At 38.7% G+C, this 12,611-nt stretch carries 9 protein-coding genes; 5 read left to right on the top strand and 4 right to left on the bottom strand.

All coding sequences use genetic code 11. The features are described 5' to 3' along the window. Window positions 1–65 precede the first annotated feature (65 nt). Together B9A52_RS12175 and B9A52_RS12180 are read left to right on the top strand one after the other, a co-directional pair. Window positions 66–878 carry an SDR family oxidoreductase gene (locus tag B9A52_RS12175; protein WP_084120723.1) on the top strand — a complete coding sequence of 271 codons (813 nt, stop codon included), beginning with the start codon at window positions 66–68 and terminating at the stop codon, window positions 876–878. Window positions 879–884: 6 nt separating this feature from the next. Continuing rightward, window positions 885–4,829, top strand: coding sequence for an AAA domain-containing protein (locus tag B9A52_RS12180; protein WP_084120724.1), 3,945 nt, complete (start codon window positions 885–887; stop codon window positions 4,827–4,829). Here the strand turns inward: B9A52_RS12180 and B9A52_RS12185 are convergent. From B9A52_RS12185 to recQ, 4 genes are all read right to left on the bottom strand, one after another. Further along, complete coding sequence (locus tag B9A52_RS12185) at window positions 4,826–5,287, bottom strand: gliding motility lipoprotein GldH (RefSeq protein ID WP_084120725.1); 462 nt, start codon at window positions 5,285–5,287, stop codon at window positions 4,826–4,828. The two genes, B9A52_RS12180 and B9A52_RS12185, sit on opposite strands and share 4 nt — an antisense overlap. 1 nt (window position 5,288) lies before the next feature. Next, on the bottom strand, window positions 5,289–6,578 hold the full coding sequence (locus tag B9A52_RS12190; protein WP_084120726.1) for a PSP1 domain-containing protein: 1,290 nt from the start codon (window positions 6,576–6,578) through the stop codon (window positions 5,289–5,291). A gap of 140 nt (window positions 6,579–6,718) precedes the next feature. Next, entirely contained in the window at window positions 6,719–8,017 is a 1,299-nt protein-coding gene (gene purD / locus B9A52_RS12195) for a phosphoribosylamine--glycine ligase (RefSeq protein WP_084120727.1), read from the bottom strand. A 15-nt stretch (window positions 8,018–8,032) separates the two neighbouring features. Continuing rightward, window positions 8,033–10,210 (bottom strand): DNA helicase RecQ, encoded by a 2,178-nt coding sequence (gene recQ, locus B9A52_RS12200; RefSeq protein ID WP_084123494.1) that lies wholly within the window; start codon window positions 10,208–10,210, stop codon window positions 8,033–8,035. A gap of 425 nt (window positions 10,211–10,635) precedes the next feature. Here recQ and B9A52_RS12205 point away from each other — a divergent pair, with 425 nt between their 5' ends. The 3 genes from B9A52_RS12205 to B9A52_RS12215 are packed head-to-tail and all read left to right on the top strand — an operon-like array spanning window position 10,636 to window position 12,590. After that, window positions 10,636–11,709 (top strand): mannose-1-phosphate guanylyltransferase, encoded by a 1,074-nt coding sequence (locus B9A52_RS12205; RefSeq protein ID WP_084120728.1) that lies wholly within the window; start codon window positions 10,636–10,638, stop codon window positions 11,707–11,709. Window positions 11,710–11,713: 4 nt separating this feature from the next. Next, complete coding sequence (locus B9A52_RS12210; protein WP_157370137.1) at window positions 11,714–12,259, top strand: hypothetical protein; 546 nt, start codon at window positions 11,714–11,716, stop codon at window positions 12,257–12,259. Beyond that, the gene (locus tag B9A52_RS12215; RefSeq protein ID WP_197687287.1) at window positions 12,252–12,590 is read left to right on the top strand and encodes a nucleotide pyrophosphohydrolase; all 339 of its coding nucleotides are present in this window, start codon (window positions 12,252–12,254) and stop codon (window positions 12,588–12,590) included. The genes B9A52_RS12210 and B9A52_RS12215 overlap by 8 nt, the downstream gene beginning before the upstream one ends. The last annotated feature ends 21 nt before the right edge of the window (window positions 12,591–12,611 follow it).

Raw genomic sequence — 12,611 nt, forward strand, 5'->3', positions numbered from 1 at the left:
AAACCTTTCAATTAGTCGATGACTTTAGCCTAAATTTTTATCTTTAAGGAGAAATCACCGATAAAATGAAATTGAAGGATAAAGTTGTCATTGTCACCGGAGCAACATCAGGAATTGGAGAGGCTTGTGCCTTGGTATTTGGAAAAGAAGGAGCCAAAATAGTAATCACGGGCCGTTCACAAATCAAACTGGACAATTCCCTGTTGAAACTCCAGCAACAAGGTATTGAAGCCTTAGGTGTTTTGGCAGATGCGGCTTTGGAAGGAGACAATAAAAAGATTGCGAGTGAAACCCTTGCTCATTTTGGTAGAATAGATATTCTGATCAACAATGCAGGCATTTCCATGCGTGCTCTTTTTGAAGATTTGGATCTTGCCGTTTTTCATAAGGTGATGGATACAAATTTCTGGGGGACTGTTTATGCAACCAAATACTGCCTGCCCGAAATATTGAAACGAAAAGGAACAGTTGTCGGGGTTTCCTCGATCAATGGGTATCGTGGTACCCCCGCAAGAACAGCCTATACAGCCAGTAAATTTGCCATGAACGGATTTTTTGAATCTTTGCGCACAGAGGTGATGAAGAGGGGCGTTCATATACTTGTTGCAAGTCCCGGATTTACTGCATCCAATATCCGCAACAGTGCCCTTACTGCTGATGGTACCATACAGGGAGAATCGCCCCGAGAGGAACAGAAAATGATGACTGCTGAGGAAGTCGCCCAGGCGATATTAAATGCTACTCTTAAAAGAAAAAGAGATTTGATTTTGACAGGTCAAGGCAAACTCGCTGTCTTTCTGAACAAATGGATTCCGGGAATTATGGATGGTATCGTATATAACCATATGGCCAAAGAAAAGGATTCTCCTTTCAAATAGTCACCTATGCTCAAAAACGTTCTTCAGGTATATCTCAACAGACTGGTAGATCTTTCCGGTAGAAACAGGGCCATTTATTTACCAAGATTGATTTCTAATCAAATGATAGATCTCAAGGATTTTGATTTTATCAATCACCATCCTTCATTTGATTATATTGAAGGATTGATCTGTAAAAGGAATAAACTATCTATAATCCCCCAATCGGACCCAAGAGATAAGAACGTCAATCTGATTTCCCAAAAGCTGAAAAGATTGAAAAATCTGGTTCATATAGCTGAAGAAGAAACAGGGGAGAAGAGTTTGTTTGTAGCTTGGCCATTTGTAGAAGGGAAACTGCTCAATGGGCAGGTCATTAGATGTCCTTTGATGTTTTTTCCTGTAGAATTGGTCAATGAAGAGAATCATTGGTATTGGGTGAGAAAGCAAGGTGAAAGTCCATTTTTAAATAAAGCTTTTGTACTTGCATATTCTCAGGCTTATAGTAAGGACCTTAATAAATTTGGGGATGAAAATCCGCTTGAAAATTTTTCCTCCGATGCTGTAGCCTTTAGAAATGAACTCTATATTTTGTTGGAAAATGAATTCTCCTTGAATTTCACCCGGGAGCTATATGAAAATAAGCTTGAGGTATTTCCAGACTCTTCCAAAGGCAGGGATGAAGAAAAAATGAAAACGGGGAAGCTTGAACTGAAGCCTTATGCCGTATTAGGTCAATATTCCCAGAAATCAGGTTTTCTTATTCAGGATTATGAAGAGTTGATCCAAAAACAGGATGTACCGGATCTGGAGAGTATGTTTTACAAGCTGTATGCGCCCGAGGACCAACAACCCAATCCTATCCGGGAAGATCAGATTTTTACGATTTTTCCATTGGATTCCAGTCAGGAGGAAGTTGTCAAAGCAGTAAGGGAGGGACGTTCTTGTGTGGTAGAGGGTCCTCCAGGAACAGGCAAATCCCAATTAATCAGCAATCTTGTCGTGGATTATATAGCAAGAGGCAAAAAGGTGCTCGTTGTTTCCCAGAAGAGAGCTGCGCTTGATGTGGTATTCAATAGGTTGACAAAAGAAGGATTTGGGGCTTTTTTGGCACTGGTTCACGATTTCAGGTCTGATCGAAAAAACCTGTATCAAAAAATTTTGGCTCAGATTCGCTCTATTGACAATTATAAAGACCTGAATAATGGGATTGATGCCATTCAATTGGAAAGAAAATTCGTGCAGATTTCACGGCTGATTGATACTCATAGCGAATACTTTTCATCACTTAAAAAAGCCCTATTCAATACCGAAGAATGCGGGGTTCCTGTAAAAGAACTTTATCTGGGCTCAAAGCTTTCGGATGAAGCATTTGATATGACCCAATTTTACAGAAAATACCATGCCGGAAGGGTTGATGATTTTTTGAGAGATTTCAGGGAATTCGAGGGGTATTTCAGAAAATTTCAAAAACCCGAATCCTTTTGGTTGCACCGTGTTGATTTTAGCGCGTTTGACACTTCCGTTACCCGAAGAATCCAGGAAGTATTGTCGGAGATATTGGAAGCGAAAGAAAAATTTCAGCGTGATTTTTCTGTTCTTGAAAAATACGATTCTTCCTTTCTATTTTCCTTCTTTGAGCAAAAAGACAAATTGGCCGAATTGATCCGGTTACTGGAACATGAAGGAAGTTTGGAATGTTTCTGGTCATTGCGAAATGTTCCCAAACCGGAAATCGATCTGCTTTGGCTCGAACATAAGCTTGATTCTATCAAGTCCTTACTGGCAGAAGAAGGGGTTGAATGGTTCAGTGATGACAAGGAGGCAGAGGGCTTTTTGCAGTTGGCCATAGAATTTTTAAACCGTAAAAAAGGTTGGCGAAAACATTTTTCCTTGATTTGGAAAAAGAAAAGATTCCAGCCAATATATAGGTTGCTGATATTGAATGAACTTGAAAACAGTAGTTACGGTGTCAATATCCTGATCAAAAAACTGGAAAACAGGATGAATCTCAATCATCAGTTTACCTTATTGTCCAGAAAGCCGTGGATTGAACTTCCCCAAAAGCCATTTGATTTTTCTACATTCAATCATGCTGCCTCTATTTACAAGGAAGCATTTAAAGCAAAAAACGTTTTCAAAGATTTGGGAGGATTAGGTTCTTTTTTGATGTCTGATATCAATTCCCCCCAAGACTTGTTGGATAGGCTTCATCAGGTTTTGGGCCATGTGGCAGAATTGGAAAATAAGATACCCTATTGGTCTCTTTATCTGACAAAAATACAGATACAGCATTTGTTCGCATTGAAAATGGAAGATGGCTATGGTACCATTCAATCAGAGGTTCCTTTTGTATTTGATGAATTGGTAGCCTTTGACAGATTGAGAAAAAGGCTAAAGGCTCAGGATATCAATGTGATGGAAAAATTACTGAATAGTTTTCCGGAAAAAGAGTTCGGGGATTTGAATCAGCTTTTTCTTTCAGGTTTGAAAATGAGTTGGATTGGTCATATTGAAACCAAATATCCCATTCTTACGGAAGTGGTTTCGGCCAAAACCACTCAGATTCAAGAGGAATTTATGGATGCTGTGGTAGAAAAATGGAAACTATCAAAATATATTGCAGAGATAAGGGTAAGGGAATTTACTTATAAAGAGCTTGAATTCAATAGATTGAACAACCTTCTGACGTATAGAGAACTGGGGCATCAGGTCAGTAAGCAAAAACGGATCTGGAGTATTAAAAAATTGGTAGAGACCTTTGAGGAGGAGATTTTCAAATTGATTCCATGCTGGCTGGCTTCTCCCGAAACTGTCTCTGCACTTTTTCCTTTAAAGCAGTGCTTTGATTTGGTGATATTTGATGAGTCTTCGCAATGTTATGTTGAAAGAGGGCTTCCGGCCATGTTCAGGGGTAAACAGTTGGTCGTTGCGGGAGACTCCCATCAGTTGCGGCCTTTTGATCTCTATCAGACAAGATTTGAAACAGAGGAAGAGGGATTGGAAATGGAGTCAGAATCCTTGTTGGAGCTTGCTTCGGCTTATTTTCAGAAATTCTGGCTTCAGGGACATTACAGAAGCAGTCAGCTTGCTTTGATTCATTTTTCGAACCAACGCTTCTACGAAAACCGGTTGAAGATGCTTGCACACCTTGAACTGGTAAATGCAGGTGAATCCCCGTTTAAATTGGTAAGGGTAGAGGGTATTTGGGATAAGCAGGTAAATATGGAAGAAGCCGAAGCGGTATTGAACGAAGTAAAATCAATTCAAAAAGATTTCCCCAAGTATTCTATAGGAGTGATTACTTTCAACTATTTCCAGATGGAATATATCAAGGAACTATTGATGAAAGAAGAGGATATAAACCTTGAAAAGCTTGCTGTAAAAAATATTGAGAATGTTCAGGGGGATGAATTTGATTGGGTTATTTTTTCGGTCGGCTATGCCAAGAACAAAAAAGGGAAATTAATAGCCAACTTTGGTTTGCTTTCCAAAAAAGGTGGGATAAACAGATTGAACGTTGCTATCTCACGGGCAAAAAATAAGATTACTTTGGTAACAAGTTTACGGTCAAGAGATTTTAATGCCGATCAATTGAAAAATGAGGGGATACATATGTTGAAGGATTATATTGATTTTGTGAAAAAAGTCAGTAGAGGAGAGTCCTTTGAAATCCCTCCGCCGCCTTTATATCGATTTGATAGAACATGGTCTCTGAGTGATAAAATAGCGGGGAACTATGAAGCATACAGTTTGGAAAGGTATGCTTCTTCTACTTGGATGGATTTGGCATTGAAAGAAAAAGACACTTATGTTGAGGCACTTCTGACCGATGATCAAAGGCTGTATGATTCCTTGGGAACGAAGGAGTCATTTGTTTATCATCCTATGCAGCTTAAAGAAAAAGGCTGGCCATTTAGATTTTATTTTAGCAGGCAATATTGGATGGACAAACCTTTAATGGGGCCTTAGTATGAATTTTTGAGGATTTTTAAACCTAAAGATTCTATCCCCTTTAGTTGATCTGTTCTCATATACTGCACCATCTGTATAGAGGAAAAGACTTCAGAAGAATTAATGGAAATGGTGTCGAATTTAGTAAATGTATTTCCATACCCTTTCCCAAGAGGTTTTCCCGATTTGCTGTCAAAAAGAGGAATTTCTATGAGTTGGGATTCTATAGTTTGATTAAGGCTATCTTTCAGAAAATAGGTCAGATAAAGATTTCTGAACTCGTATTCATTATTATACTTTATAGCCAATAGGGTCTTAGAATCAGGCAATGGTTTCGGGACTACAAAGGTCACAGTATCAGTCAGATTCCATGACCCCGAATCCATTCCGCGGTATTCCTCATATAGTCTGCTGCTGTCACAGCCCATAAGGAATAAAATTGAAGCGAGTACAATTCCAGATATTTTGAAAGCCATACTATTGTCCTTGGTTTTGATCTCCTCGGTTTTTAGGATTGAACCTCCTTTTGTTGTTTCTTTTATTTTTTGGCTTTTGACCTGGAGTGCTTTCCGGGTTTTTGCTTTTGTCAGATTGCGCTTCGATAGGTGGTCCACTTGACTTAGCATCTGGGTTGTCCCTTCTTTGTTTGTTTCTTCCAGGTCTGTTCTGATTCGGATTGCTTCGAGGTGTAGGTTGGACACTTCCTGAAGGAGATTCTTTTTTAACGTTTGAATTATTATTATCGGGGCGGGGTTTCTTTTTCTTTTTTGATTTTTTGGTGGTAGCGAATTTTTTGTCAAGGATTTCAAGTTCAAGATTTGATTTTGAAATTTTGTCTTCAAGTTCTCTGGTGTGGTCACTTGTCAGGTTGGCAGGTTTGGTACCTTTGGCATTGAGTTCCTGGATTTCTTTCACTCTTTCACAGGTTATGGAATGCCAGTTATTGTCATTGTTGTAGCTAAACCACATCAATTTCCTGAAAATATCGGTTTTTTGAAGTTTCGCAGGACCCAATTCAGTTTGAAGAGGTTTTTCTACTTCAGGTATATCACTTAATGCTGCCATGTAAGTATCAAGTTCATAATTGAGGCAGCATTTCAACCTGCCACATTGCCCTGATAGTTTGGATGGGTTAAGGGAAAGATTCTGATACCTTGCAGCAGAAGTATTCACGCTTTTGAATTCATATATCCAGGTAGAGCAACATAATTCACGGCCACAGACTCCAATCCCTCCAAGTCTTCCTGCTTCCTGCCTGAGACTTATCTGTCTCATCTCAACCCGGATTTTGAATTCTGAAGCGAGAGATTTGATCAGCTCACGGAAATCTACCCGGTCTTCTGCGGAATAAAAAAATGTGGCTTTGGAATTATCGGATTGAAATTCTACATCAGAAAGCTTCATTTCAAGCTTCATTTCATCGATGATCTGTTTAGCTCTGTACAATGTAGGTATTTCCCGATTTCTGGCTTCTTCCCATTTTTCGAGGTCCTTTTGAGTTGCTACACGGTAAATGCGGAGGATGTTATCATCGTTTTTGATTTTCCTTTTTTGCATCTGAAGTCTCACCAATTCCCCCTGAAGGGATACATAGCCTATATGATGGCCGTTGGGAACATCCACCACGATTGGATCACCTGTCGTCAGCGGAAGAAAATCCACATTTCTATAATATTCCTTTCGCCCTCCTTTGAATTTGACTTCTACAATATCAAATTTATCTACTGTTGGGATTCCCATATGGGAAAGCCAATCAAAAGCATTCATTTTATTACAATCGCTCGTACCACATGTGCCGTTATTGTTACAGCCTCCACTTGATCCTGTGGTGGTAGAGCAGCTACTACATCCTGCCATAATTTTTTATATACTTAGGGAGACTTGGTCTCCTCGTGATTTGGGTTTATCTATTTATTTAATTCAAGGATGTCCTGTCCGATGTCTCTACGGAAGTATAAATCATCCCAACAAATTTCAGAGACAGTTTGATAAGCATTCACTAATGCTGCCTCAAGGTCATGTCCAATACCCGTTATTGCCATTACGCGCCCGCCGTTGGTCAGGATTTCCCCTGACTCCCCCAATTTTGTACCTGCATGAAATATAATGGATTTATTTCCTTTTCCTGCTTTATCCAATCCGGCTATTTGATTTCCTTTTTTATAGTCTTCCGGATAGCCGCCGGCTACCATTACTATGGTAGTGCTGGTAAAATCCTGGATTTCTATTTTGTAGGAAGAAAGGTTTTTTGTACCTATCGCATAGAGAAGGTCTACAAAGTCACTTTTAATTCTTGGAAGCACAGCTTCTGTTTCGGGATCGCCCATACGGACATTATATTCAATTACATAAGGCTCTCCTTCAATATTCATAAGTCCAATGAAGAGGAAACCTGTATAGAAAATCCCATCTTCCTCCAATCCCTTGATAGTTGGTCTTACAATCCGGTCTTCAACTTTTTGTAAGAATACCTTATCTGCAAAAGGCACGGGACTGACTGCACCCATGCCACCGGTGTTTAATCCCGTGTCATTTTCTCCAATCCTTTTGTAATCTTTGGCCTCAGGTAAAATTCTATAATCCTTTCCGTCCGTAGCTACAAAAATGGATAACTCTATGCCATTCAGAAACTGTTCCACTACAACTTTGGACGAAGCTTCTCCAAACTTTTTCTCCAATAGCATTTCCTTGAAGATTGTTGCCGCTTCATCATGGCTTTGGCAGATCAAAACACCCTTCCCCGCTGCCAAACCATCGGCTTTTAGCACAATAGGTAAGGAATGGTTTTTAAGGTATTCCAATCCCTCTGTTATATTTTCTTTTGTAAATGTCCCATAGGAAGCCGTTGGGATCCCATGCTTTTGCATAAACTGTTTTGAAAAATCTTTGGACCCTTCAAGTCTTGCTCCAATTTCACTTGGCCCAATAACGGGCAGGGAATTCAGCTTGGGATGATTTTGAAAAAAATCGACAATGCCTTTTACCAAAGGTTCTTCGGGTCCAACTACCAACATTTCAATTTTGTTGTCCAGCACAAAGTCAGCCAAGGCATCAAAATCAGTTGGTGATATAGGGATATTTGTTGCAATTGAAGCCGTACCTGCATTTCCAGGGGCTACAAACAACTTACTACAGTTCTGACTGTTTACGATTTTCCAGGCAAAGGCATGTTCCCTTCCCCCGCTTCCTAATAATAATATATTCATCAAACAAATTCTTTATTAATTGGCATGCTCTGAAATGAACTTGATTCTATACACTCTGATTTCCTCTTCCGCAAAATCCTCGTCTTCAAGTTCTTCCAATGCCGCCTTTATATTATCGGACTCAGCATTCATAAAATATTCACTCAGAATATCTTCTCTTTCGTCGTCCATGATATTCTCAATATAATAGTTGATATTGAGCTTGGTGCCACTATAGATGATCTGTTCTATTTCTCCGATAAGTTCGGACATGGAAATATTCAGATTTTCTGCAATTTCATCCAAGTTGACTTTTCTATCCACCTGCTGAATAATGGATATTTTTACTTTTGATCTGTTTCCTGCTGTTTTGACTACTACATCTGAGGCGGTAATGATGTCATTTTCCTCAACGTAATTTTCAATAAGTTTGATAAAGGACGCACCAAATTTAGTGACTTTTCCCATTCCCACCCCATTTATCTGGGCCAATTCTTCTTTGGTGGTAGGATATACAGTAGCCATTTCCTCCAAAGATGGATCCTGAAAAATCACATAGGGTGGCAGGTTTTTTGATTTTGCTACTTTTTTTCTTTCTGCCTTGAGTAATTCAAATAACTTTTCGTCGTAAGCTATTCCTCCACTTGGCATTTCGTCTGTAGCGGTGCCCTCTTCCACTTCTTCAAAATTATGGTCTTTGCTTAAAGAGACGGAATAAGGGTTTTTTAAAAATTCTTCACCTTTTTCAGTGATTTTTATGACTCCATAATTTTCAATGTCTTTTTCGAGAAAGTCAATAATCATTGCCTGTCTGATGACAGTTCTCCATAATTTTTCATCATCATCCTTACCTTTGCCAAATACAGAGACCTTATCATGTCCATAGCTTTTGATATAGTCATTCTGCTCCCCTCTGATTACATTTACGATGTGGGTTAGATTAAACCTGTTGTTGGTTTCTTTCACAGCTGCAATCGCAGAAAGCAAATAATCCATACCCTCGAATTTTTCTTTTGGCTTTTTACAGTTGTCACAAAAACCACAATCTTCACCCAGGTATTCACCAAAGTAATGAAGAAGAACTTTCCTTCTGCAAACAGAACTTTCTGCATAGGCAGCCATTTCCTCCAGTAGAATTTTGGAATTTTCCCTTTCTGTCACCGGTTTATCTTTGTTGAATTTCTCCAACTTGACGATATCTTCATACCTGTAAAACATCAGGCAGTGCCCGTCCAATCCATCTCTTCCTGCCCGTCCTGTTTCCTGATAATATCCTTCCAATGATTTTGGAACATCATAATGGATTACATAGCGCACATCAGGCTTGTCGATACCCATTCCAAAAGCAATAGTGGCAACTATCACATCCAATTCCTCATTAAGAAAATCATCCTGGTTTTTGACCCGGACACTTTGATCGAGTCCGGCATGATAAGGGGCGGCATTGATCCCGTTTACTTTCAGCAACTCAGCAATTTCTTCCACTTTTTTGCGGCTCAGGCAATAAATAATACCGGATTTTCCTTTGTGGGTTTTGATGTATTTGATGATTTGCTTTTTGGTTTCATTTTTTAGCTTTGGCCTTACCTCGTAATAAAGATTGGTTCGGTTAAAAGAAGATTTAAATAAATCAGCTTCTTCCATCTGAAGATTACGCTGTATGTCCTGCTGAACTTTGGGCGTGGCGGTGGCTGTTAGTGCCACTACCGGTAAATGTGAACCTATCTGGGCTATGATGGTTTTGATTTTTCTGTATTCCGGTCTGAAGTCATGTCCCCATTCAGAAATACAATGTGCTTCATCAATAGCAACAAAACTGAGTTTTGCTTCTTTAAGGAAAAGTACATTTTCTTCTTTGGTAAGGGATTCAGGAGCTACATAAAGGAGCTTGGTTTTACCGGATAGTACCTCTTTTTTGACTTTGTTTGTTTCGGATTTATTTAGCGTTGAATTTAGAAAATGGGCATTGATGCCAAATGCATTCAATTGATCCACTTGATTTTTCATCAAGGCAATCAAAGGAGATATAACAATGGCTGTACCATCACTTACTACGGCAGGGAATTGATAACAAAGCGATTTGCCCGCACCTGTAGGCATGATGACAAAAGTATTTTTGCCACTTAAAACATTTTCTACAATAGCCTCTTGAGTTCCTCTGAACTGATTGAAACCGAATATTTTTTTTAATTTTTCTTTTACACTTTGATCCACAGCTGTCATTTCATTACAATATTATCTTCACTGACATCCAATAAATATTAAAGGATTTCTTTTTCTACATTTGATCTAAATTTAGGCAATTCATCAGCAAGTTTGAAGTTAACAAAAATTATTAATAGTTCCGTCATTAAACTTAACCAAACGATATACATTTTCGTCTCAGGTATGATTGTTTTAGTTGATGATGAGTTTGAAAACCCATCCAAAAAAAAATCAAACCAAAATTATTTGTAAATCAACGTCCATTTCTCTCAATTTACTATAATAACATTCATTTGAAATTTTACTGTAAAAATTAAGTCAGGTATAATTTGTTCAAAATGAAACTCAGAATTTGGGAGTTCAATGTTGGATAATTATAGGTATTTTTACATATTGATAGATGTATGAATTAATCGGTCATTTAAAAAAACCAGATGCAGGATAAACCATATGTTGTGATAATGGCAGGAGGAATCGGTTCCCGGTTTTGGCCTTACAGCAGATACAATAGACCCAAACAATTTTTAGATATACTTGGCACAGGGAGGACCTTGTTGCAGATGACTTATGACCGGTTTGTGAAACTGTCCGATAAGTCCCGTTTTTATGTGATCACTTATAAGAAATACTATAAATTAGTTGAAGAGCAACTTCCGGATATACCCAAAGATCAGATTCTCATCGAGCCGCTGCGGAGAAATACCGCCACCTGTGTAGCTTATGCAAGTTACCGTATCCTTAAAAAACACCCATCAGCCAAGGTTATAGTCACGCCAGCTGATCATTTGATCATTCAGGAGGGAAATTTTTATAGTACGATGGCAATTGCAATAGAAGCTGCAGACCAGGACGATCGCTTAATTACTTTGGGGATAAGACCCAATAGGCCTGAGACAGGATACGGGTATATTCAATATATCAGTAATCATGGGAATCCTGTGAAAAAGGTGAAGACTTTCACAGAAAAGCCAAATGTTAAACTTGCAAAGGCATTTATTGAAAGCGGAGATTTCGTCTGGAATTCAGGGATGTTTGTTTGGAAAGTAAAAAGTATTGTAAAGGCATTTGAGAATTACATGCCGGATATTTCGGAAGTGTTTGAAGAAGGAATGGTCCATTACAATAAGCCCCAGGAAGAGGCTTTTATCAAAAAGGCTTATTCTTTAGTCAAAAATATTTCCATAGATTACGGTATCATGGAAAAAGCCGATGAGGTTTATACAGTTTTAGGAGAGTTTGGGTGGTCGGATTTGGGGTCATGGTTCAGTCTTCATGAAATTCAAAATAGAGATGAAAACAATAATGTAGTCGAAGCCAATGCAATTCTGTATGATACCAAAAACTCTTTCATCAAAGTCAGTCCCCAAAAGCTGGTCGTAGTAGAGGGGTTGGACAATTACCTTATCAATGAGTCAGAAAATGTTTTGTTGATTTGTAAATTAGACGGGGAAAAAAAATTCAGGGAATTCGTCAATGATGCTAAAAAGAAAGGTGAAGATTATGTTTGAAAAAATGAAAATTATTCCTTTGGGAATTTTGGGTTTGATTTTTTTGCTAAATATTGTTTCCTGCAATTCTGATCCGGAAGAGCCGATGATCAGTCTTTATGGGGCTTATCTTTTGACAAAGATTGAAACGGATGGCCAATTTGATTTTCTGAATGTAGGAGAAGCCACCAGCGATATGAAAAAGCAGTTAGAGGAATCGCAAGGTGTCAATTTCGATAATGTATTGCTCACATTTTTTTGGGGTACCCCTGAGGTATTCAATATTACATTTATGCAGCCTTCTTTACTTACCACCCTCCCTGATAATATTCCTTTGATCAGATATGTGAATTCATCGAAGACTCTCAGTGTGGAATATATACAGGAAAGCAGAGAATTCTCCATAATCAAAAATTATACAGCCACTACAGAAATCGGGCAGGTTACAGCTATCGAGTTAGTGAATCAATTTCAGATTAAAGTTTCTGTGCCACAAAGGATTTATGACTATAAGTCCCAAGCCTGGGTAAATACTTTGGTGACCTATACGTATAACCGATTAAATGTCTAAAGATATCACCATATCGGAAGCCCAAAAGTTGGTCGATGAATGGATCAAAACTGTCGGTGTCAGATACTTCAACGAACTGACCAATACCGCTATATTAATGGAAGAAGTAGGGGAGTTGGCCCGGATAATGGCCAGAAAATACGGAGAACAATCTTTCAAAGAGTCGGATAAAGAAGTCAATATGGCTGATGAAATGGCTGATGTGCTTTGGGTCCTGATGTGCTTGGCCAATCAAACAGGAGTTGACCTGACAGATGCGCTTCAAAAGAACTTTGAGAAAAAAAACATCAGGGACAAGGACAGGCATAAGGAGAATAAAAAGTTGATATGATTTTTAGAATGAAATGTGGAT

Origin of the sequence: Aquiflexum balticum DSM 16537 (assembly GCF_900176595.1) — a bacterium.
Lineage (GTDB): Bacteria > Bacteroidota > Bacteroidia > Cytophagales > Cyclobacteriaceae > Aquiflexum > Aquiflexum balticum.